The 23,908-nt window shown below is 40.7% G+C and carries 20 protein-coding genes; 14 read left to right on the forward strand and 6 right to left on the reverse strand.

Annotated elements, in window-relative coordinates; all coding sequences use genetic code 11:
- Window positions 1-233 precede the first annotated feature (233 nt).
- The 3 genes from CWC04_RS15335 to CWC04_RS15345 all read left to right on the forward strand — a co-directional run bounded on the left by CWC04_RS15335 (window position 234) and on the right by CWC04_RS15345 (window position 7,279).
- Entirely contained in the window at window positions 234-3,122 is a 2,889-nt protein-coding gene (locus CWC04_RS15335) for a ligand-binding sensor domain-containing diguanylate cyclase (protein WP_349304524.1), read from the forward strand.
- Between the two features lie 58 nt (window positions 3,123-3,180).
- On the forward strand, window positions 3,181-4,005 hold the full coding sequence (locus CWC04_RS15340; protein WP_004588146.1) for a M90 family metallopeptidase: 825 nt from the start codon (window positions 3,181-3,183) through the stop codon (window positions 4,003-4,005).
- Between the two features lie 97 nt (window positions 4,006-4,102).
- Window positions 4,103-7,279 (forward strand): amidohydrolase family protein, encoded by a 3,177-nt coding sequence (locus CWC04_RS15345; RefSeq protein WP_138685834.1) that lies wholly within the window; start codon window positions 4,103-4,105, stop codon window positions 7,277-7,279.
- Between the two features lie 141 nt (window positions 7,280-7,420).
- On the opposite strand, the gene CWC04_RS15350 is transcribed toward CWC04_RS15345, so the two are convergent.
- Window positions 7,421-7,789, reverse strand: a complete 369-nt coding sequence (locus CWC04_RS15350; RefSeq protein ID WP_004588144.1) for a hypothetical protein — start codon at window positions 7,787-7,789, stop codon at window positions 7,421-7,423.
- 150 nt (window positions 7,790-7,939) lie between these two features.
- On the opposite strand from CWC04_RS15350, the gene CWC04_RS15355 reads away from it, so the two are divergent.
- Window positions 7,940-8,692, forward strand: a complete 753-nt coding sequence (locus CWC04_RS15355) for a Nif3-like dinuclear metal center hexameric protein (protein ID WP_055254995.1) — start codon at window positions 7,940-7,942, stop codon at window positions 8,690-8,692.
- Window positions 8,693-8,703: 11 nt separating this feature from the next.
- Here CWC04_RS15355 and CWC04_RS15360 read toward each other — a convergent pair whose 3' ends face one another.
- The 3 genes from CWC04_RS15360 to CWC04_RS15370 all read right to left on the reverse strand — a co-directional run bounded on the left by CWC04_RS15360 (window position 8,704) and on the right by CWC04_RS15370 (window position 13,238).
- Window positions 8,704-9,474: a YdcF family protein gene (locus tag CWC04_RS15360; RefSeq protein ID WP_249326167.1), complete on the reverse strand. Its 771-nt coding sequence runs from the start codon at window positions 9,472-9,474 to the stop codon at window positions 8,704-8,706.
- A gap of 51 nt (window positions 9,475-9,525) precedes the next feature.
- Entirely contained in the window at window positions 9,526-10,413 is an 888-nt protein-coding gene (locus tag CWC04_RS15365) for a LysR substrate-binding domain-containing protein (protein ID WP_004588141.1), read from the reverse strand.
- A 455-nt stretch (window positions 10,414-10,868) separates the two neighbouring features.
- A complete protein-coding gene (locus CWC04_RS15370) occupies window positions 10,869-13,238 on the reverse strand; it encodes a bifunctional diguanylate cyclase/phosphodiesterase (RefSeq protein ID WP_138685836.1) in 2,370 nt (789 codons plus the stop codon).
- Window positions 13,239-13,452: 214 nt separating this feature from the next.
- Here CWC04_RS15370 and pyrC point away from each other — a divergent pair, with 214 nt between their 5' ends.
- From pyrC to CWC04_RS15415, 9 genes are all read left to right on the forward strand, one after another.
- A complete protein-coding gene (gene pyrC, locus CWC04_RS15375) occupies window positions 13,453-14,502 on the forward strand; it encodes a dihydroorotase (protein WP_138685837.1) in 1,050 nt (349 codons plus the stop codon).
- Between the two features lie 464 nt (window positions 14,503-14,966).
- The gene (locus tag CWC04_RS15380; RefSeq protein ID WP_004588138.1) at window positions 14,967-15,170 is read left to right on the forward strand and encodes a cold-shock protein; all 204 of its coding nucleotides are present in this window, start codon (window positions 14,967-14,969) and stop codon (window positions 15,168-15,170) included.
- An 884-nt stretch (window positions 15,171-16,054) separates the two neighbouring features.
- Window positions 16,055-16,825 carry a DUF3450 domain-containing protein gene (locus CWC04_RS15385; protein WP_004588137.1) on the forward strand — a complete coding sequence of 257 codons (771 nt, stop codon included), beginning with the start codon at window positions 16,055-16,057 and terminating at the stop codon, window positions 16,823-16,825.
- Between the two features lie 7 nt (window positions 16,826-16,832).
- The gene (locus CWC04_RS15390; protein ID WP_004588136.1) at window positions 16,833-18,197 is read left to right on the forward strand and encodes a MotA/TolQ/ExbB proton channel family protein; all 1,365 of its coding nucleotides are present in this window, start codon (window positions 16,833-16,835) and stop codon (window positions 18,195-18,197) included.
- Window positions 18,197-18,721 carry a MotA/TolQ/ExbB proton channel family protein gene (locus CWC04_RS15395; protein WP_004588135.1) on the forward strand — a complete coding sequence of 175 codons (525 nt, stop codon included), beginning with the start codon at window positions 18,197-18,199 and terminating at the stop codon, window positions 18,719-18,721. The genes CWC04_RS15390 and CWC04_RS15395 overlap by 1 nt, the downstream gene beginning before the upstream one ends.
- A 14-nt stretch (window positions 18,722-18,735) precedes the next feature.
- On the forward strand, window positions 18,736-19,140 hold the full coding sequence (locus CWC04_RS15400) for an ExbD/TolR family protein (protein WP_004588134.1): 405 nt from the start codon (window positions 18,736-18,738) through the stop codon (window positions 19,138-19,140).
- On the forward strand, window positions 19,140-19,754 hold the full coding sequence (locus CWC04_RS15405) for an energy transducer TonB (protein ID WP_126007517.1): 615 nt from the start codon (window positions 19,140-19,142) through the stop codon (window positions 19,752-19,754). Before CWC04_RS15400 ends, CWC04_RS15405 begins: the two co-directional genes overlap by 1 nt.
- 11 nt (window positions 19,755-19,765) lie before the next feature.
- Window positions 19,766-21,025 carry a tetratricopeptide repeat protein gene (locus CWC04_RS15410; protein ID WP_004588132.1) on the forward strand — a complete coding sequence of 420 codons (1,260 nt, stop codon included), beginning with the start codon at window positions 19,766-19,768 and terminating at the stop codon, window positions 21,023-21,025.
- Window positions 21,026-21,088: 63 nt separating this feature from the next.
- On the forward strand, window positions 21,089-22,132 hold the full coding sequence (locus CWC04_RS15415) for a hypothetical protein (protein WP_138685838.1): 1,044 nt from the start codon (window positions 21,089-21,091) through the stop codon (window positions 22,130-22,132).
- A 4-nt stretch (window positions 22,133-22,136) separates the two neighbouring features.
- Here the strand turns inward: CWC04_RS15415 and CWC04_RS15420 are convergent, their stop codons facing one another.
- Together CWC04_RS15420 and CWC04_RS15425 are read right to left on the reverse strand one after the other, a co-directional pair.
- A complete protein-coding gene (locus CWC04_RS15420; protein WP_004588130.1) occupies window positions 22,137-22,469 on the reverse strand; it encodes a TraR/DksA C4-type zinc finger protein in 333 nt (110 codons plus the stop codon).
- A 57-nt stretch (window positions 22,470-22,526) separates the two neighbouring features.
- A complete protein-coding gene (locus CWC04_RS15425; protein WP_054983096.1) occupies window positions 22,527-23,507 on the reverse strand; it encodes a tRNA-dihydrouridine synthase in 981 nt (326 codons plus the stop codon).
- Between the two features lie 227 nt (window positions 23,508-23,734).
- On the opposite strand from CWC04_RS15425, the gene CWC04_RS20085 reads away from it, so the two are divergent.
- Window positions 23,735-23,908, forward strand: a 174-nt coding sequence (locus CWC04_RS20085) for an HvfA family oxazolone/thioamide-modified RiPP metallophore (RefSeq protein WP_483313110.1), incomplete at its 3' end; no start/stop codon positions are given.

The raw sequence follows: 23,908 nt of genomic DNA on the forward strand, positions 1-23,908 counted from the left end.
TAAGGTGCTTTTTAGCACGTATTATTAGTTGTTTACGCTATTGTTTAGTTTTAAATAACGCGCTTTTAGCGCTTAAACAAACCCTAGTGTATTCACCCAATGCGTATAGGGATTTTAACGCTTTGTTGGAGCGCACAATTTTGGTGTGCTCAGTGCCAAGTAAATTCTTTCCCACTCCTTTTAAATAACGATAAAACGCTTACACACAAGTAAAAGAATAACTAAGGCAGTTGATGATGAGACAATTAAGCATTATATGTTCTTTTTTCGTCATGTTTTTATGTGAAGCCCAAGAGCAAACCCGTTTACCGTTAAGTGATTATTTTTCTGAAACATGGAATACCCGCTCTGGATTGCCACACAACAGTATTAATAGCGTTACGCAAACCCAAGATGGCTACTTATGGGTTGCTACATGGGAAGGTTTGGCACGTTTTAATGGCCAAGAGTTTACAATATTAACCCGTGCTCATATTAATAACTTACCCGACTCGGGTTTAAGGGCACTCACTCCCACAAATAGTGGTGGGTTATACATAGCGGGGTCGCGCGGAGGAATTAGCTTATATCAACATAGGCAGTGGGATACCAAGCGCTCAGCATCAACCATGGTTAATCATTTAATTGAAAGTGCTGATCAAAGCCTATGGTTAGCTCTTGAAAACGACGGCGTGTTTTATCGTGAACATAACAGCGATACCGACCTTGCAATTATTAAAAATGTAAGTGCTTATCGGGTTATAGAAGATCACGATGGGGTTATTTGGGCAGCAACCAGTGCAGGCCTTTATAAAATACACAACAAAATACCGACCTTAATGACACCACACTTTGGTTTACCAAATGCACCTGTATATAACTTATTTATTACCCGTGGTGGCTCGCTTATTGTGGGAAGCGAAAAAGGCGCGTGGATCAAAACCAATGCGCAGTTTCAGCCGATACATGAAAAGCTTAGCAATGAATCTATTTCTAGCTTATTAGAGGATAACCATGGAGACTTATGGTTTGGCACAATTAATAAAGGGGTATTTAGGCTATCGCCTGATGGCGTAGAGCAGTTAGATGCTAATAACGGATTACCCGCCAACCGTATTTTATCTTTGTTACAAGATAGAGAAAACAGTATTTGGATTGGCACTAACGCCGGGCTGTTTCGCCTGCGTGAGTCGCCGTTTTCATCGTGGACCCAAAAAAGAGGTTTAGCGGGGGATTATACCCGCACAGTGCTTTCTCACTCCGATGGTAGTTTATGGGTGGGGGGAAGCTCTGGCTTAAATATAATAAAAAATAATCGCGCTACCTTGGTTTCAGGCTCTAAACAAAGCAGTCCTTATTCTGTGCTCAGTTTACACGAAGCACCCGATGGTAGCGTGTGGGCAGGTACGTATACCTCAGGTGTTTTAAAAGTAGTTAATAATACCTTTACGCCGTTTATTAATCGTAGCACTGGCCTTGGAAGTAACGAAGTAAGGGCTTTATTATTTGATTCTAAAAAACGTTTGTGGATAGGCTCTGCTATGGGGCTGACGCGCATCAATGAAGGTGGCAGCTTAAATCAATTTACAAATAAAAAAGACTTACCAAGTGGGTTTGTACTTGCACTTAGTGAAGATAACGCAGGCAATATTTGGGTAGGCACCGGCAATGGGGTGGTGGTATTTGATATTGTTAGTGAGCAATTTACAACGGTTGAATTCCCCCGTGAGTTTTCTGCGCAATATGCGTTTGGGTTTTATATTGATGATACCTATACCTGGATGGCCACAGATAGAGGCTTAGTACGCTATGAGCTAACAAGCGGAAAAATGGCCATGCTTGGCTTAGAACAAGGTTTACCTATCGATAAACTATTTCAAGTGGTGCCGCACAATGGCTCATTTTGGCTCTCGAGCAACCGCGGGATTATTCAAATCGATAAAAATCATATACAGCAAATCCTCGACGCTCCCGCGAGCGCTAAAGCCCCCGTGCTCAACTATCAACTGTATGATGAAGGCGATGGGATGTTAAGTGCGCAGGCTAATGGAGGTTCAACCCCTTCGGCTGTAACGCATAACGATGGGAGTATTTGGTTTGCAACCGCAAAGGGGGTGAGTACTGTAAAACCTGCGCGCTTACAAGCATCAACGCAAATTGCGCTGCCGACCATTATTGAAAATATTTTTGTAGATGGTAAGCCTATTGCGCTTCCGCTTGAAGGAGAGTCGGTATTTTTGCCACCGGGGGTATCGCGTTTATCGTTTCATTATGCAGGGCTGAGCTTTATTATGCCGCAGCGATTAAATTTTCAAACCCAATTAAAGGGCTTTAACGATAAATGGGTTAATCGCCAACATATGACCGGTGCTGAGTACACTAACTTACCGCCTGGGGAATATACCTTTATGGTACGAGCAAGTTACCCTAACGCACAGTGGCAAGATAATCAGCAAGCTGTAAATATTGTAATTCAGTCATTTTTTTGGCAAAAACCGCAATTTAAGTTTGCAGTATTTGTATTATTTTTAATGGTTATTTTTGCTATATACAAATACCGTTTATACCACTACAAAAAAATAGAAATAGAGCTGACTAATCGCGTAGAAAAGCAAACCCAAGACCTACAAACGCAAGCCAATGCGTTTGCATACCAAGCAACACACGACCAACTTACCGACATGCCTAACAGGCGTGCTTTTGATAGCTGGCTTGCCCATAATTTTGCCACTTACAAACAGCAAAACCGGCCTTTAGCCATAGCTATACTGGATATTGATCACTTTAAGCGGATTAACGATAACTGGTCGCATATTATTGGTGACAAAGTGATTTGTACTATTGCAGAGCTGCTTAAAAATGGCTGCCAAGAAAACCAGCATATAGCACGCTGGGGCGGTGAAGAGTTTACAATTGTTTTTGCAGATAAAACCGCCGGCGAAGCAAAAATCATATGCGAAGCACTGCGTGAGAGCATTGCACAGCATGACTTTTCGGCCATTGGTGAGGGGTTAAGTGTAACAGCCAGTTTTGGCTTGTCTGACTCAACCAACGTCGGTGATTACGACCGTCTTTTATCGCGGGCTGATCAAGCATTATACAAAGCTAAAAATAGCGGACGAAATTGCACAGAAATTATCTGATTGAAAATGAGTGCATGCGCACATATTAATAAGAGACTAACTTATTTTGGATGTCCCCATGATAAACGGGCTACTCATTTTTGCTTTGGCTATTTTTGTTGTAATTTATTGGCGCTGGCAGGCACTACAAAACTGGCTTTGGAATAAAAAATATAAAAACGCTGTTTTAAACTCTCAACAAAAAGAAATACTCCTTCGTTGCATGCCTATCTATAAAAAGATGACGGATAACGACAGAGCCAAGCTTGAGCGCCACATAATATGGTTTTTAAATGAAAAGCGCTTTTTAGGCCGAGACGGACTAAAGCTAACCCCCGCCATGAAGCTGATAGTTGCTGCCGATGCCTGTGTGTTAGTGCTTAATAAACCTTGGCCACTTTATAAAAACGTGAAAGAAATTTTACTCTACCCCAGTGCGTATTATGCGCCGCAATCTACACGAGATAGTGCTGGGCTGGTTAGTTACCACAACGCGGTACGCTTAGGTGAGTCGTGGCCTGGTGGCACGTTAGTGCTAAGTTGGCACGATGTACTTGAAGGCAACCGTTTACCAAGCGATGGCCATAATTTAGTGTTTCATGAATTTGCCCACCAGTTAGACCAAGAAACCGGAAAAACCACTGGCACTCCATTATTAAAAACCCCCAATGCTTATAAAGAATGGGCTCGAGTGTTTAGCCGTGCCTTTGTGCAGTTAAAAAGTCATGTTGCTTATAACATGCCTCACGTTATTCATAGTTATGGGGCCACCAACGAGGCTGAGTTTTTTGCAGTACTCACAGAGACCTTTTTAGAAAAGCCGGCGCAGCTTAGGCAGCACGACCCTGAAATTTATAGAATGCTGGTGGATTACTACCAATTTGACCCCATAGTTTGGCATTAATTTTTGGTACTTGGTCTGATAACGCTGGCAAGTTAGCGCTGTTTTTGTTGCAATCGTGTTAGAGAGTTTAACTGCAATAATAACAAGCGAGAAATGCATGAAAAAAATGCTTCACACTGCACTGGCTTTATCAGTCGCCCTTGCAATAGGTCAGCCGCACGCAAACGAAGAGCAAGAAAAGTGGCAGGTAGACTCACCAAAAGGCGAGTTTGTAGATGCAACCATTAGCACAGAGCAAGGCACATGGATGAACATTGATGTTAGTCCTGATGGCAACACGCTGGTGTTTGACTTACTTGGCGACATTTACACTATGCCTATAAGCGGAGGTGAAGCAACTAAACTCACCTCAGATATTGCTTGGCAAATGCAGCCTCGCTTTAGCCCCGATGGGAAACACATTGCGTTTACCTCAGATCAAGGCGGTGGTGATAATATTTGGCTTATGGATGTTGATGGTAGCAATCAACACGCTGTGACTGATGAAACCTTTAGACTTTTAAACAGCCCCGCATGGAGCCCTGATGGCGATTACCTTGTCGCACGCAAACACTTTACCGCTAGTCGCTCACTAGGGGCTGGAGAAGTGTGGCTCTATCACAAAGCGGGTGGTAAAGGTGTTCAGCTTACTAAACGTGAGAACGACCAAAAAGACTTAGGTGAGCCAATGTTCTCACCAGATGGGCGCTATGTTTATTTTTCTCATGACGCGACACCAGGTAAAACCTTTCACTACTCTAAAGATTCTGTTGCCGGTATTTATAAAATTAAGCGCTACGATAGAGAAACAGGCGAAATAGAAACCATAATACAAGGCATGGGCGGTGCGATAAGACCCACACCTTCACCTGATGGTAAAAAGCTTGCCTATATAAGACGTGATGACTTTCAAACAAGCTTGTACTTATACGACCTAACCAGTGGCGAGCACACCAAGCTTTATGACAAGCTTGAGCGCGATATGCAAGAAACCTGGGCTATTCATGGTGTGTATCCGACAATTGCGTGGACCCCAGATAACGAAGAACTGGTGTTTTGGGCTTCCGGTTCAATACATAAAATTGCTGTTGATGATAAAGCTGTTGCGCGTGTTCCCTTTAAAGTAAACACCAGTAAAAAAATACAAACCGCAGTACGCTTTACTCAAAATTTAGATACCGATGAGTTTGATGTAAAAATGTTGCGCAACGTGCAGGTTAGCCCCGATGGTGAAACTGCGATTTTTGAAGCATTAGGTTATATTTATAAACGCGATTTAGACTCTGGTAAAATTAAGCGCTTAACCAAACAAACTGATCATTATGAGCTGTTCCCGCAGTACTCCCGCGATGGTAAAAAGATTGTTTACACCACGTGGAGTGATACTAAGCAAGGTACTGTTCGCGTTGTCTCTGCTCGTAGCGGGCGCGGCGAGGCGATAACCCGCGAGCCGGGTAAATACATTGAGCCTACTTTTAGTCCTGACGGCAAAACAATCGTTTATCGTAAAGCCACCGGCGGAAGTATTTTAAATCCTAAGTGGTCACTCAACCCAGGTATTTATAAAGTAAGCGCAAAAGGGGGAGAGAGCGAGCTTATTTCTAAAAGTGGTTATCAACCTCAGTTTGGTAGCGCCAATGACCGTGTATTTATCATGAGCCCTTGGCCTAAGCCTACCCTAAGTGTTGTGGAGCTTGAAACTAAAAACGTTCGTAAACTTTACGAATCAGAGCATGCGACTGAATTTCGAGTCTCACCGGATGGTAAATACTTAGCGTTTGCTGAGCGCTTTAAAGTATTTGTTACCCCGCTGGTAGAAAGCGGCTCACCTATCACAATAAGCCCTAAAGATAACCAGTTTCCTATTGAGCAGTTGTCTGTGCGTGCGGGGGAAAATATAAGTTGGAGTGCTCAAAGTAACACTCTCTACTGGAGCTTAGGGCCCGAGCTATACCATGCAAGCCTTGATGGTATGTTTGCTATTGATAAAGCCGATGATGCCGACTTTAAAGTAAAAAGCGGTGAGAATATTAGCTTTAGTAAAAAAATGGCTGCACCAAAGGGCATGATTGCGCTAAAGGGCGCCAACATTATTACCATGAAGGGTGAGCAAGTCATTGAAAATGGTGTCATCATCACAGACGGTAAACGCATAAAAGCAATGGGTACTGCTGATGAGGTAACGATCCCCAAAGGGGCTGAAATTATCGATGTAGCAGGTAAAACAATTATGCCTGGGATTGTTGATGCGCATGCCCATGGCTCACAAGCCAGCGATGAAATTATTCCTCAGCAAAACTGGAAAAACTATGCTGGTTTAGCGTTAGGTGTCACAACAATTCATGATCCATCAAACGATACCTCTGAAATATTTACCGCCAGTGAAATGCAAAAAGCCGGCATGATTGTCGGGCCACGTATTTTTTCTACCGGCACCATTTTATATGGAGCAAATATGCCTGGTTACACCTCGCATATTGATTCGCTAGATGATGCTAAATTTCATTTAGAGCGTCTTAAAAAGGTTGGGGCGTTTAGTGTTAAATCGTATAACCAGCCACGCCGTGAGCAGCGCCAACAAGTTATTGAAGCAGGGCGTGAGCTAGAGATGATGGTTGTGCCAGAGGGCGGCTCATTGCTACAACATAACTTAAGTATGGTTGTGGATGGGCATACGGGCATTGAACACTCAATTCCGGTTGAGCATATTTACGATGATATAAAACAATTATGGTCGCAAAGTGATGTTGGTTATACCCCAACGCTTGTTGTCGCCTATGGCGGAATTTGGGGAGAAAACTACTGGTACGATAAAACAGACGTGTGGAATCACCCGCGTTTAAGTAAGTTTGTGCCTAAAAATCAGCTATTGCCACGTGCTATGCGCCGAGTAAAAGCGCCCGATCATCACTATAACCACTTTAATAACGCCCGTGTTGCTAAAGAGCTGCAAGATTTAGGTGTACTGGTAAATTTAGGTGCTCACGGACAACGCGAGGGCTTAGGTGCACATTGGGAAATGTGGATGTTTGCTCAAGGCGGTATGAGTTCACTTGAAGCAATTAGAGCCTCTACGCTTGACCCTGCTAAATACTTGGGGCTTGATAAAAATATAGGCTCGCTAGAAGTAGGTAAGCTTGCCGATTTAATTGTTATTGATGGCGATCCGCTGAAAAATATTCGCGATTCAGATAAAGTCGATTACACCATGATCAATGGGCGCTTATTTGATGCAAGCACAATGAACGAAGTGGGTAAAAAGCAGCGAAAACCACTTTATTTTGAAAAGCTATAATTGTAATACACGTTTAAAAAGCGGCTATTAGCCGCTTTTTTTTAGCTCAAAATAAATTATTTAATAAAGCGAATTGATAGAAGGTGATAAACAGGCACAAAAAAACCGCTTAACGCGGCTTTTTTATTAATCACATGTTGTTTAAACAACACCGCGCGGTAAGCGACAGTCGTGATCTTTACTTGCAAGCTCAACAATCCAAAGCTCTTCAGCTGTGTAGCCGTCTTCGCTTTGTGTTACAACAGTAAACGGCGCTGTTTTTTGTGCTTTAACAGGCGCAGCAGCTTTAGTTTTAGTTTTTTTCGCAGGCGCTTTTTGCTCAGCTTGTGCAGGCGATTTGCCAGAGCTTAATTCTTTCGTTAGCTCTGCTACATCAGCTAGGCGTAAGTTTTTGCCACCATCGATGCTGTACCAGCCAGGTTTTGTAGTAATTTCAGGTTTTTTACCATTGGCAGCTTCATATGCAGCTTCAAAGGCAGATAAAACTTCTGTTTTGTCTAGTTTGCTCATCAGAGACCCTATACGTTGTGAACACAGATAAAGAAGCCGTATTTATACCTATTTTCCAACTGTTTTTCAATTTTTTGCGATTTTCCTTCCATTTTAGCCCCATAAACGCCAAAATTTGCACAAAATTCAGTGCTGAGTAAGGTAATAAGTATGCAACGTAGAGAATTTAACCAACTGTTAAACGACATTTTAAAGCCTCACACAATTAAAGATTTTTGTCCTAATGGGCTGCAAGTCGAAGGTAAAAATGAAATTAGAACGATTGTTACGGGGGTGACTGCAAGCCAAGCACTCATTGATGCAGCAATAGAAAAAAAAGCCGATGCTGTTTTGGTTCACCATGGTTATTTTTGGAAAGGTGAATCGCAACCTATTACAGGCATGAAAAAACGCCGTATTGGGGCTTTGTTAGCGCACGATATTAATTTATTTGCCTATCATTTACCGCTTGATATTCACCCTGTTATAGGTAACAACGCCCAGCTTGCTAATTTGCTCGATATTGAAATAGAGACAGGGCTTGAACCCGTTACTAATAGCGTTGCTATGAAAGGACGGTTAAAAACTCCGCTTACAGGTAGCGAGTTTGCAAATAAAATAGCCAAAGTTTTAAACCGCGAACCTTTAAGTAGTGTTGTACGCGATGAAAAAATTAACACCATTGCCCTGTGTACAGGAGGCGGGCAAGGTTATATCGATTTAGCAGCAGAGCAGGGGATTGATGCATACCTAACGGGTGAAGCCTCAGAGCAAACTATTCACAGCTCGCGAGAGCAAAATATAGACTTTTTTGCAGCAGGGCATCATGCAACCGAGCGTTACGGAATTAAAGCCCTTGGTGAACTACTTGCTAAAGAACATGGTTTTGATGTGAGCTTTATAGATATAGATAACCCAGTATAAATTTATATACTCTACAGCGCCTCTGGGTTTATCCAGCGGCGCATACTTATCCAAGCATTCCCAATCACTTCATGGGCATATTGCGTTACTACACGTAATGCCTCAGCATTTGGTATAAATTGTTTATACAAAGGTAAAGCCGCAAAATTGTGATAATCCGTAGCGGCAGGAATTACCTCAATGCCTTGGGCATTAAACAAGTTTATTGAGCGCGGCATATGTAGCACAGACGTAACCAGTGCAACCTTAAAATCAACGAGCTTAGGCGCGAGGAGTTTGGCTTCTGCGGCTGTATCTATTGCCTGTGGGTTTTGTTTTATGCGGTTTTTACTCACCCCTAAATTTATAGCTGTTTGGCTCATTAACGCGCTATTTGTTATTTTGTTATAGCCACCGCCAGATACGATAAGCGTTGCATTAGGGTATTTTTTTGCAAGCTTAACCCCTTCTACCAAGCGAGTAAGCGCACAATTTCCTAGCTGATTATTAGCGCTTAAAGCGGGGTTAGGGTTTATGTCGCAACCCAGCACAACAATTTTATCAAGGGTTGGGTGTTTTAGTGCATTAAAGGCCAATGACACGGGCTCATTGTTTTTAATCAGTTGATGCGCAGCAAACGCAAACGGCGTACTTAACACTAAAAGCACCAATATACTTAAGCTTGCGATCACTAAAGCAGACCTACGTGCACGAAACGCCAAAACTAGCATTACAAACGCAAGTAAACCAAATAGCGGTAGCGGCATAATTAAGCCACCTAATAATTTTTTTAATTCAAACATAACAAGTAACATAAAACACAATAGGCCTTATGTTACTTATTCGTTTGTGATTTATCGACCGTTATTTTGCTTACAGGTATTTAAAAAATGGCGATAAACGGGGTTGTCTTTCATGTCTTTTTTCATTGCTAGGTACATAGGGCGGGTTAGGCCTAGTGCACCAAGCGGGATTGATTTAATTAAACCTTGGCTTTCGTAAGGTGTTACCAACCAATCAGGCAGCGCTGCTACACCCATTCCTGCACTCACTAGCTGAAAAATTAATAAGCCTTGGTCTACATTTTTTAAGGTGCCGTCAAAGCGGGCATTTTGAATAAAGTGTTTAAATATATCTTGTCGCTCGCGCGGAATAGGATACGAAATAATGGTTTCGTTTTTTAAATCAAGCGCCGTTACATATGCTTTTTTAGCTAGGTCGTGATCAGGGGCGACGATAAGCTTTAATTTAAAATCAAATAAGTGAGCGTATTCAAGTTTATCAGGATCGCGTATATCTGAGGTCAATACTAAGTCGAGCTCATCGTTGAGTAAATCTGGTATAGCGTCGTAGCTAAAGCCGCGTTCGTAGTCAATTTTAATATCTGGCCAAAAATTATTAAATTCTTTAATAGTAGGCAGCAGCCAATGAAAACACGCATGGCATTCAACACTTAAGCGCAGTTGAGAAATAGGTTGATTAAGGCTTTCTTTTAAACGGCACTTAGTGGCTTCTACTTTAGGTAAAACTTCGTTGGCAAGTTCGAGTAATAGCATTCCTTGTGGCGTAAAGCGCACAGGTTGCGTTTTTCTTTCAAATAATTGGCAGTCTAATTTGTTTTCTAAGTCTTTAATTTGATGAGATAAAGCTGATTGCGTTAAAAATAATTCGCGGGCTGTATTAACTAACGATCCGGTGTCTTTTAATGTCGCAATAGTTTTAAGGTGTTTTATATCAATCATCTTTAATAATTCTCAAGGGAAAGGTGAGTTTGGCTCAGATTGACTACATACTACGCCTTTACAAAAAACGTTTCAACGTCTAGATGGCTAAAATAATCTATTAATTACTAAAATAACCCCTTAAAGTTAAATTAACTAATGTGGGTACTATGGTTACTACTGGTTTGATGAGTTTGGCATGAGTTTAGCTCAAGTTGTTTTGTTGGGTTATACAGCGGCTTTGTAAAGCGCGTTATGGGCAGGGCAGCTCAATAAATGGCACTGGTATTTAAAAGGGATAAGTAATTATCACAACGCGCAATCATAGGTATGTTTTTAATGGGCTAAAGCTTAAACAGTAATAATATGTTTTTATTGCTTTAAAACTTGAGCGCTTAAATAAACGGATGGGTATTACGGGGCTTACTTTTTACACCTTTTTGGTTGTGAAAAAGTAAGCCTTTGGATACCAGCTACTACAGCGGTTTGTGGATAAGCTTAATGGCGTGTTGTGCTGTAACTGGTTTTGACTTTAAAAAGCCTTGCCCGTAATTACATTGAGTGGCTTGTAAAATATTTAGTTGCTCTTGGGTTTCGATTCCCTCAGCCACAACTTCAAAGTTTAGTGATTGCGCTAATGAGAGAATGGCCTCTACTAATGGGTTATTGGTTTTGTTGAGGTGATCTATAAAGCTTTTATCTATTTTTAAAATATGAATAGGTAATTGGTGTAAGTAACCAAGTGCTGAGTATCCAGTACCAAAGTCATCCAAGCATAACTTCACTTTAAGTGGGGCTAGCCCTTCTATTATTTGAGTTGCTAAATCAAGGTTAGCAATAAGCCCTGATTCAGTGATTTCTAAACACAACGACCCTAAAGGCAGTTGGTATTTATTATATAATGCGTGAACTTGGGCAACAAAGTCGAGACTGGCAAAATGACGCGATGACACATTGACCGTTACTTTTAAAAAGCGATGCCCTAATGTGTGCCAGTGCGCAATATGTTGTGCAGCGAGGTCAAGCAAGTGCAAATCGAGGTTAATAATTTGCCCGGTGGTTTCGGCTATCGGAATAAACTCATTTGGTGGCACAAACCCTTTTTTAGGATGGTGCCATCTCACTAATGCCTCAAAGCCGACAACTTCGCTTGTCGCTATAGTAAAAATAGGTTGGAAATAAAGCTCAAATTCGTTGTGTTCAATGCCGTGTTGTAAGTCGTTTTCTATATCGGCATGTGTTTTGAGCTTTTTACGCATGGTGTTATTAAAAAACTTAACTTGGCCACGCCCGCTTGATTTAGCTTCGTACATGGCGGCATCGGCTTGCTGTAATAGCAAATAGGCTTTATCGTCGCTGCTTTCACTAAAGGCGATGCCAATGCTGGTTGATGCTTGCAATAAATGACTATCCACATTAAGTGGCTTAGCAAGGGCTGTGTTTATTCGTTTTAACGCTTCGCTAACCTGGTTTCTGTGCGTGATGTTTTCCATAAAAATAGCAAATTCGTCGCCACCAAGGCGTGCAAACGTATCAGTGTTTCTTACGGTGCCTTTTATGAGCTCACAAATTTTAATTAAAAAGTGATCGCCAACCTCATGGCCAAGCGAATCATTGATACTTTTAAATCGATCAAAATCTAAATAAAGCAAGGCATGGCTCGTGCCTTTTTTAACACGCGATAAACGCAAAATTGCATGTTTAATACGCTCAATAAGTAACGAGCGATTAGCGAGGCCTGTTAGCTCATCATGCAATGCTTTGTGTTCAAGCTCTTGCCTTGCAAGCTGCCTATCTATGGCCATACTAATTTGCCTACTTACGTAGGTTAAAAGGGCGCTGTCGTGTTCGTTGTAATGCAGCTTTTTATCGTAACTTTGAACAACAATTACACCGCTTATTCTATCATTTGCTTTAAAAGGCACACCTAGCCAGGATTCAGAAAGACGGCCAACAAGTTTAAAGTCGCCGTTATTTATATGTTGCTGATAATCGTTTTGATTTAATAGCAGCACACGGTCTGATTTTAGTAAGTAATACGAAGCTGTGTCTTTTAATTGCTCTTTTGATATTTTTTTGTGTGCGTGCGTTTGAATGCCTTCTTCAACGATGTAAACCAAATCGAGTATGTCTACTTGCTTATCGTAAAGGGCAATAAAAAAGTTATCTGCAGGAAGTAAGCTATTTATTATGCTGTGAAGAGATTCAAAAAAGGTATCTAGGTTACTGGCTTTATAGGTTAAGTTAGCTATTTGCAGTAAGCTGTTTTCAAGCTTTTGCGCATCATTTAACTGTTTTACTGTGTGCGTTAAGCTATTAACCGTGTTTACTTGGTTTAGCTTAGCACTTAATAAGTGCGCAACCGTGGTTAATATTTCTAAATGGGCGTTTGTGAAGTAGTTTTTTATTGGATGTTCACAATCAATAACCCCTAAAACATGATCCTTGTATATAAGTGGCACACATAACTCTGATTGAGCAGGGCGCTCATCAGCAATGTAGCGAGGGTCTTGCGTGACATCGCCAATAATAATAGCTGTGCCTGTGCGGGCAACATAACCGGTTATACCTTCGTTAAAGCCAATAACTTTGCGCTCTGCTTGGTATTCGTCTCTGGCGTGGGTTATGCCCATAGAAGCGACTTGATTTAGCTGTAAACGTGTTTCATCAGCCAGGTAAATAACACAATCAACAAACCCTAGGCGGTTTACTACTTGAGTGGTTACATACTCAAATAACTCTTCTAGGGTATCGAGTTGTAATAAGCTTGAGGAAAACTGATTTATTATGCTCAGCTGTTCAGTTTTAACTTCGAGCGCTTTATAGGTATCGATATGATTCGACATAGGGTAATTTTATTCTTTTTATTTGTATTAGCACCGATAAGTTAACCCAAATTTAAAGCATGTTCAAAATAAAACGCTTAAACGGGTGTAATCGTCGTTAAACTTAAACTCAATAGTATTTTGCAGCACTCATAGAGGGCAATAGTTTAGATAACACTTTACTAGGTCTTTCCATATGCCTATGATCGGATAAATTCAGCCGTGGAAAAAAGTAATGAGCATTAATACCGATTCAAAAAACACATTAACCATAACTCGTCCTGATGATTGGCATGTCCATTTACGTGATGGTGAGCAACTTAAAGATACAGTACGCGATATTAGCCGCTACATGGGCCGCGCCATCATAATGCCAAACCTTGTACCGCCAGCAACGAGCACTGATTTAGCGCTAGCTTATCGAGAGCGAATTATGGCAGCGGGGCCGCAGGGCAACTTTGAACCCTTAATGGTGCTTTACCTAACAGATAAAACCACACCTGAAGAAATTAAAAAAGCCAAAGCAACGGGTAAAATTGTTGCTGCCAAGCTTTACCCAGCTGGAGCAACCACTAACTCAGACTCTGGGGTTACATCAGTAAAGAATATTTACCCTGTTCTAGAAGCGATGCAAGACGTGGGTATGCTGTTATTAGTGCATGGTGAAGTGACTGATTCATCAATAGATATTTTTGACCGTGAAAAAGTATTTTTAGAGACGATTTTAGGCGAAGTTGTCGCTGATTTTCCAAAGCTGAAAATAGTGCTAGAACACATTACGACAAAAGACGCCGTTGATTTTGTAACAGCTGCGCCGCAAAATGTGGCGGCAACTATTACCGCGCATCACTTATTGTACAACCGTAATCATATGTTAGCTGGTGGCATACGTCCGCATTATTACTGTTTACCTATTTTAAAGCGCAATATTCACCAACAAGCGTTAATGGCGGCAGCTATAAGCGGAAATAAAAAGTTCTTTTTGGGGACTGACTCAGCACCACATTATAAAGATAAAAAGGAAGCTGCATGCGGTTGTGCCGGCGCCTATACAGCACATGCTGCGATTGAACTTTACGCCGAAGCCTTTGAAGAGGCGGGCGCACTGGATAAACTAGAAGGCTTTGCAAGCCATTTTGGGCCTGACTTTTACGGACTTGCCCGTAACACCGATACAATTATCCTAGAGAAAAGCCCTTGGCAAGTCCCCGCAAGTTACACGCTTGGTGACTCACAAGTTGTGCCTATTAAAGCAGAAGCTACGATTGACTGGCAGGTTAAGTAAACTGCATTAAATTAGCATTGTATTAAAGCCGTATAGCTTGCTGTACGGCTTTTTATTTGCTTGAAATTCAATCTTTACGCGAGTTTTAACGCTCTTTACGAGGGGCTTTATTTGTAAAGCTAAGCTGTTATACATGTTTTGTTACAATTACGAGCAACAAAGCTGCCGTTTTTTGTTCAATTTTAGCTTTAAAAATAACCACTTACACATAATGCTTTATTTATTTTTGTTCTGAGTAAATAAATCTTAATTAATAGAGCCAAAAAAAAATTAATGTGTTAACCTTAACTTGCTTTGAGTTTTTGCGTATTGAATTTACGGATATTGTGCTGCGTTTAAGGTTACCGGTTAGGTTAAAACTTGTTCCTGTACTATACCTCCAGAATTTTGGGCACTGACTCAGGGAGGATATAGCCATAATAATATGGCTGAATTTTAATTATTGACTTACAGGAAAATTTAGTATGTCGGTTACTGGTAAAGTAAAATTTTTCAACGAAGCTAAAGGCTTTGGTTTCATTGAACAAGAAAATGGTCCTGACGTGTTTGTACATTTCAGCGCAATCACTGGTTCTGGTTTTCGCACTCTTAGCGAAGGTCAAGCAGTGACTTTCAGCATCAAACAAGGTCAAAAAGGCCCTGAAGCTGAGAACGTAGAAGTAGCATAATTTTAATTATGTGAACCTTAGTTCATCTTGGTGAAGCAGTTTTCTGTTTCACCATAATTCCTCAAAATCTTCCCCATTGTTTATACATTCCCTAATATTGCTTTACGCTCCCTAATATTTTTCTACACTCCTTAATACAGTCAAACGTTTAAATTTAATTTCATGCTATAGCTTCAAACACGCTTAACATATTTCCCATCTTGCTAGTTAATATCCTCGTTAAAAAGCAACGCTGCTTTAATACATTAACAGCTCACAATCTATATACTTTCACTAAGCTTAAGCAATATATTTACCACACGCATAGTGTGTATTAAAAAACCGTGTAATTAACTGAGTGTTTTATGGCTTTAATAAGGCTTAACTTGGGCTTAGCAAAGTTAAAGCCATTAACTTAAATGCAGTAATATTTATACATCATTTCAAAATCACTTTCGAATTGTTGTATTTTTATACGATGAAGCGCGGGATTTTCAAGTTAAGATGTGCTTTTAGCCTAATTTAACCAAATCTAGTTCATCAATTTGTCACATTTTTATTATTTTTGTTTTTTTTTAAGGTGCAATTCAGTTTTGTTTAGATGTTGCATTTTTGTTTCATGTAAGTGTCTAATTTTTAACTAGTGTTTAATTTTAAAGGGGCTATATAATGCTAAAACGCCTTAATGCTGGTTGCATTTATGTTAACAGTATTTTTTGTAATACTTTAGTTTTAGCTTTTTCAAGGTATTTATTTACTTAGAATAGCTAACATCAAGTTGACAGGGCGTATTGCATTTAGCATTATTGGAGGGTTGATATCTATTAAAAGATATCAGGGTTGTCATCCTTAATAAGGTTGATAATTAAATTATAAAAGTAACATTACTTAATTGGTTGGGAACTATGTCTGTTAAAATCAGAAAGAGTCTTGTAGCATCTGCGTTGGTTGGCGCTTTTGCATTTGCAAGCAGCAATGTGATTGCAGATCCTTTGAATGACGTGCAAAAAGCAGGTCAGCAAATTCAAAAGGCTGCTGTTAAGTCTCAAACTAAAATTGACAACGTATACGGTCAAACTCAAGAGCTAATCGCTGAGTACCGTAGTATTGTTGATGAGACTGAACTTATGAAAGTGTACAACGATCACGTAGCACGTTTGGTCGCTGACCAAAATGCGTCAATCGAATCGTTTGACCGTCAAATCGCTACTATCGACAACACTAAACAAAACGTTGTGCCTTTGATGTATCGCATGATCGATACGCTTGAGCAATTCATCAAAGCGGACGTTCCGTTCAATCTTGATTCTCGTCTTGCTCGTGTAGAAAGACTTCGTGAAATCATGGCTTCTGCGTCTGTAACGACGTCTGAGAAATTCCGCCAAGTTCTTGAAGCATACACAGTTGAAACTGCTTACAGCTCGGCTGTAACTGCTTCTCAAGGTACTTTAGAAGTTGATGGTAAAAACATTAACGTTGATATCGGTCGTTTAGGTCGTATCACTTACGTAGCACAATCTTTTGACTTAAAACACGCTTGGGTGTGGGACAACAACACTAAAGAGTGGAAAGAATTAGGTGAAGAATACCTAAAACCAGTTAAAGAAGTGATTCGTATGGCGCGTAAGCAAGCGACACTAGAACTTGTTAAACTACCAATCTTTGGCGCGGAGTAATCGAATAATGAAGAAACTATTTAAAGGTTTTGCTGTTGCAGCAGTACTATCTGTTTCTGCAGGTACCGCGCTTAATGCACATGCAAATACTGATGCTTTAGATAAAATTCTTGAGCAAGTAAAGCAAGAACGTATCTCTGAAGGTAAAATCAATAAGCAACGTGAGCAAGAGTTCTTATCAGAACGTGCTGACAAGCAAGCATTACTTAACAAAGCAAAAAGCCAATTAGCGTCTGAAAAAGCACGCGGTGACAGCTTAGCTAAGCAATATGCACAAAACGAAAATACATTAGCTGAAAAAGAGCAAGCGCTTCAAAACGCACAAGGTACTCTTGGTGAAATGTTTGGTGTTGTACGTCGTGCAGCGCAAGACGCTATCGGTTCTATCGAAGCTTCACTAGTAAGTGCTGAAAAGCCAGGCCGTGCAGAAGTACTTCGTTCATTAGCAGCTGCTAAAGAGCTTCCAACAGTTCGTGAACTTGAAGAACTTTGGATTGCACTTCAAACAGAAATGACTGAGTCAGCAAAAGTTTCTACTTTTGAAACTGAAGTGTCAGGTCTTGACGGCAACTCTACAGTTAAGCAAGTAACACGTATTGGTAACTTTAACTTAGTTACTGACGAAGGTTACTTAATCTACTCGCCAGAGACAAAATCTATTCAGCCTTTAGGTAAACAACCTGATAGCTACATTTTAGATGGTATCTCTGCTCTTGAAGGTACTTCTTCTGACAATTACGCTGGCGTATACATTGACCCGACTCGTGGTGCAATCTTACGTATCAACACGCAGAAGAAAACGCTTATGGAATACTACGAGCAAGGTGCGGAAGTTGGTTACATCATCACAGTTTTATTAGCTGTTGGTCTACTAATCTTCTTAGTACGTTTCGTTGACTTAGCGCTTACTACTTCTAAGATCAAGTCTCAGCTTAAAAACTTGTCTACACCGAATACAAACAACCCACTGGGTCGTATTCTTAAAGTGTACCATGACAACAAGAGCCAAGACGTTGAAAACCTTGAGCTTAAACTTGATGAAGCTATCTTACGTGAAACGCCACGTGTTGAAGCTGGTATTAACATCATCAAGATTCTTGCTGCAATCGCACCGTTACTTGGTCTACTAGGTACAGTAATCGGTATGATCTTAACGTTCCAAACAATCACATTGTTCGGTACGGGCGATCCGAAGATCATGGCTGGTAACATCTCTCTAGCTCTTGTAACTACAGCGCTAGGTCTAATTGCTGCACTACCACTTATCCTACTTCATTCAATTGTTGCAGGTCGTAGTAAGTCAGTATTACATATCCTTGATGAGCAAAGCGCGGGTATCGTTGCTACTCACGCGGAGAAGGAGAAAGCCTAATGCTAGTCCTGATGGAGATATGGGAATCTATCAGGGATTTTGTTGGCACAGGCGGCCAGGTATTATACGTGGTCGCGATAGCACTCTTTCTTATGTGGGTTTTAATGATTGAGCGCTATTGGTTCCTACTTGCTGAATTTCCTCGTTTAACGAAGGATATTGTAGCAAAGTGGGATGCCCGCCAAGACACTACGTCTTGGTACGCACACAGAATCCGTGAAGCATGGATTTCTGAAGCGTCTGAAAAATTAGATCAGCGTATGTTGTTGATTAAAACATTAGTAGCTGTTTGTCCTTTAATAGGCTTACTTGGAACTGTAACGGGTATGATCGCGGTTTTCGAAACCATGGCAACCCAAGGTACTGGTAATGCACGTTTAATGGCATCAGGTATTTCAATGGCAACAATCCCAACAATGGCTGGAATGGTTGCGGCACTATCTGGAGTTTTCTTTAGCTCACGCCTTGAGGCAAGAGCGAGAATGGTGAAAGCCAAACTTGTAGATAGCATGCCTCATCACTAGAGAGAGAATTAAATATGGCACGTAAACAACGTTTTCGTGAAGAAGAAGAAGCAGCGGTAGATATGACGCCAATGCTTGACATCGTATTTATCATGCTTATTTTCTTTATCGTAACTACATCGTTCGTTAAAGAGGCTGGTATCGAGGTCAATAAACCTAAAGCGGCCCAAGCTACGAAGCAAAAAAATGCTAACATTTTTGTTGCTATTCGCAGTGATGGTGCTATCTGGATTGATAAACAGCAAGTTGATGTTGAACGTGTTTCAGCAAAAATCGAAAGTTTATTAGCAGAACAACCTACTGATGTTGTGATTTTGCAAGCTGATAAAGAAGCAAAGCACGGCGTAGTGGTTAAAGTTATGGACCAGATCAAAGCGACAGGTGACAACCTGAGAATTTCAATAGCTGGAGATCAGTAATGATTCGTTTTCTGTTTTCACTGATTGCAGGTGGGGCAGTTACTTTCGGCTTGTTCTACTTCATGGCTTACCTCATCTCTGGTGGGGCTGACCGTAATACTGAACAAAAAGAGCAGATCATAGTCGAAATAATGACGAATCCGCCTGAATCTAAGGTGCAGGAGAGGAAGCGTGTTCCGCCTCCGCCTCCGCCACCGCCAAAGCAGCCGCCTAAACCGCAGCCGCCACAGCCGGAGAATAACAATCCTAATCCTGGTGCTATGTCATTTAACATGGGTAGCATTGATGTAGGAAGTTCGGCTGGTGGACTAAGTGGTCCAGGTGCATTTGGACGAGATGGTGATGCGACACCTATCGTTCGTATTGAACCAAAATATCCAACGCAAGCAGCGCGTGATGGTAAAGAAGGTTGGGTACAACTTTCGTTCACAATTGATGAGTTAGGTGGCGTGACTGACGTTGAAGTTATTGACGCAGAACCAAAACGTATCTTTGACCGTGAAGCTAAACGTGCATTACGCAAGTGGAAATACCGTCCTAAAATTATTGACGGTAAACCACAGAAACAAGTTGGTTTACAAGTTCAACTAGACTTTAAACTTAACCAAGGCTAAGGAGGCGAGTAATGAGAAATTTATCTAAAGTAACTGCTCTTGCAATTCTTATGTCTGTGTCAGGTGCAGCTATAACTGCACCTGTATTAGCAGCGCCGGATTACGCTAAAATTGAAGAGCGTAAAAAAGCCAAGACTAAAATCATGGGCGAGCGTACTGGTAAAAAGGTAATTAAAGCGTTTGACTTGTACAATGAAGACAAAATTGATGAAGCAATTGCCTTGTTAAAAGAGATTGACGCATCTAACGACTTCGATAAAGCGACTGTAAATCGTTACTTAGGTAGCATGTACGCGCAAAAAGAGAAGTACGATGAAGCGATTAAATACTCTAGACAAGCTGTTGCCCCTGATATTTTAAACTTCGCAGATCACGAGCAAACTTTAAAGCTATTAGGTGATTTATACGCAGGTACTGAAAAGTTCCAAGAAGCCAAAAAAGCTTATACAGCTTGGATGGACTTCACCGGCGAAGAAGACCCTAAAGTGTATACTCGTATCGCGCAAGCTAACTATCAGTTAGGTCAGTTTCGTGATGTTTTTAAACCTGCCGACAAGGCAATCTCTTTACAAAAGGAGCCTAACAAGGCCCCTTACCAATTAAAATTAGGTTCTTACTTTGAACTTAAAGATTACGCCAACATGGTGAAAATTGGTGAAGAGATTGTACGAGTTTGGCCAGATGACAAAAAAGCCTGGGTTAGTTTAGGTAAATACTACCTACAAACCGAAGACTACTCTAAAGGTCTAGCGACCATGGAAGTAGCATTCAAAAATGGCTATTTTGAAGCGGAAGTAGATTACAAAGTACTTTCTAACTTTTACTCTTTAAACGAAATTCCATTTAAAGCGGCTAAAACCCTTGAAAATGCGATTAAAGAAGACAAAGTTAAGCGTACTAAGCAAAATGTTAACGCAATTGCTAGTAACTACCACCGTTCTAAAGACATCGAAAAAGCTGCTAAGTACTACGAAGAAGCTGCTAAATTTGACGACGATGCAGAGCTTTACCGCAAAGCAGGATCGTTACTTTTACAATCTGAGAACTTTAGTGCTGCTGTTGTTCGTTTGAACAAAGCGTTAGAGCTTGGCTCTGACAAAAAAGGCACCATTTATTCAGATTTAGCTGAAGCGTACTACTACCAAGCTAAATACAAGCAAGCTTATGCTGCTATTACTAAAGCAATGGACGACCCACGCACACGTAAGTTTGCTAAAGGTTGGTCTACATTTATTAAAGATAAAGCCGCTCGCAACGGTGTTAAAATTTAACTTTAATTTGTTTTAGCAATTATATAAAAAGCCCCTATGGGGCTTTTTTTATTGGAATTTATAATGAATAAAACGCATCTTTTGTCTGTCCTATTTAGTCTGTTTTTGGTTGCTTGTTCAAAACAACCACTGCCTTTTGAATCTTATGATGCTGCGCAGCAGAGTATTAAAAGTTTAAACACGGCGCTAAAGCCTGTGCGCACTGCAAGTGTATCCACTGAGCAAGTACTGCCTTTTTCCTCAGCGTATTTATCGCTTCGTCATCAGATGTATCAGCGCCTACAAACAATGACTCTTTCAAACGCGCAAACACAGCAGCTAAATTACTTAATTATTGCTGAGCGCTTTCCTGAGCGCTTTTTCAGCTGGCCTGCACAGGTGAATGTGTTAGAGAACTTATTATCAGCGCAAATGCAAAGTACTAAGGCTAACGAGGTAATTGAGTGGCTTAAGTTCACTCAAGATCAATTAGATAGTGCGCTGCAAAGCAATTTGAGATTAAACAAGGTTGAATTAAACCTTCTGCAGGGCTACTTACAAACGTCACAATTAAAACAATCTAGCGTAAGCGATTTAAAAGCCCAGATTGCAGAGTTTAATGATTACTTGGCCCAGTACAAACCAAGGGGAAGCATTGGCTTACGTGGTCTTGCTAATGGCAGTGAATGGTATCAAAGTAAACTAAATTACTTCAGTGGGGCAGTTAAGTCGCCTTTGCAATGGGTTGATACTATCAATCAGCATCTTCAAATGAACTCGCACACTGCACCTAATTTGAGCTATAACGAGCATCATAGTACTTCGTTTATTAGCCAATATTTAAGCAAGGCGCCAAAAGTAAAAGGGATTGATTGGCAAACTGATTACATGCTGTTGCCCGCTATGGCTAAAAACAGCCAGCTGAGCCCAGAAGATAAAAGGCTAATGCTTGCGCTAATGGAAACTGATGTAGGTATACACTACCATGCATGGACTTTATCTCAGGCAAAAGTGAACTTAGTAAAACGATTAGCTATTTCACAGCGCGATGCGCAGTATTTAGTTGAAGATAGTGTGCTTTACCCAGGCCAGGCTTTTAGTTTTGCCGAGCAACTATTACCACTTTAAACGCTTAAGTGCGCTTAGCGCACATTTCACAACGCTGTGTTGCAGGGTCTTTTTTAAGTAACCGCTCAGAAATTGCTTCTTCACAATCGCAGCAATAGCCGTATTGACCAATATCAATTTGGCTTATTGCCGCTTCTAATTCTGTCAGCCTATTAACTAAAGTTTGATATTCAGGACCTAAGTGGTAGGTGGCAGTGTCAAGCCATTCGTTATGCTGGCTAGTTAATATAACGTCACGTAGCTTAAGATGGGCAGGGTGTGCTGATTGGCTCAGCATCGCTAATATTACTGATTTAACGTGTGCTATTTCACTGTGCAGTTGTTGCTGATAAAGCATATTGGTATAACCTTCATTTAGCGTTTCGTTATACCGGTATTATCTGAGCTGCGCTGCTTATACGCTATGATTTGAATCAAGTTGCGGAGACTTAGCGTATTTTTTTAAAACCTGTGCTACATCACCTTTTACTTTAAGACGTCTTATTTCATCAAATAGTGCATTAGCTTGTGGGTATTGGCGTTTTAGATAACCCAGCCATTGTTTAGTACGAGAGGCAAAATATTTTTCATCTTGTGTGGGGTCTTGATGAATAGCAGAGTGAATCAAATGATAAATTATATGTTCCCACTCTAGGCCATTATATTGTTCATTATTAACATGAGCTTTAATTTTTTTCGCTAAATCAGGGTGAGAAAGCGCACCGCGCCCTAGCATTAAATCGCTACACTGGCTTCGAGTTTGGCAAAGTAGGGCATCTTCCACTTGCCAAATTTCACCGTTGGCAACCACGGCTATGTTTTTACCTTTTATTAGCGGGGGGATTTTTTCCCAATAAGCAGGTGGGTTATAACCGTCACGCTTAGTACGGGCATGTATTGCAATACTATCTGCACCTGCGCTTACAACGGCATCTACAATTTCTTGGCTATTGCTATCATCATCAAAGCCCAAGCGTATTTTAGCACTTACTTGATGTTTACTATCTACTGCATCCCTTACCGCTTTGATTATGTCATACATATGGTCAGGGTCTTTTAGCAGAACAGCACCCCCGCGGCTTTTATTTACCGTTTTTGCAGGGCAGCCAAAATTAAGATCTATACCGTGAGAGCCTAATTCGATAGCTCTAACCGCATTTTCTGCTAATACGTCGGCCACTTGCCCTAATAACTGTACGCGCACAGGAGTACCTGCTTTGGTTAAACCGTTATTATTGAGCTCAGGGCAATAGCGATGAAACACTTTAGCCGGTAAACATTTATCAATTACTCTAACAAATTCTGTTACGCATAGGTCAAAGCCACCAATATTGGTAAGAAGTTGGCGCATTTTAAAATCAACAACACCTTCCATAGGCGCTAAAACAAGTTTCATAGAGTATTTTTATTGAAAAAACGGGTGCGTAGTGTACCTGCAAAGTATGGTTTGATAAAATTTAAATTACTGCCCATATTTGTTTGTATAAATTTAAAAGTAAAAAAAATGAAAATAAATGAAAGTTTTTATTTGATAGCGGGTCTATTTAATTATACAAGCAACGCATAATTGACAATAATTAGTTTGCGTTATCTTAATACACACTTATATAAGAGAGTCATACAATGAATACAGTAAAGAAAAACTCAATCGCGTTAACCTTAGGTGCAGTAGTTGTTGGCTCTGCAAGTTTTGCCTCTGCAGATGCACAAGCAAACCCATTTGAATTTCAACAGCTAGTAACCGGATACCAGCTTGATGCGGCAGAAGGTAAGTGCGGTGAAGGCAAATGTGGCGGC

This window comes from Pseudoalteromonas sp. S2893, from assembly GCF_005887105.1.
Taxonomy (GTDB): domain Bacteria; phylum Pseudomonadota; class Gammaproteobacteria; order Enterobacterales; family Alteromonadaceae; genus Pseudoalteromonas; species Pseudoalteromonas atlantica.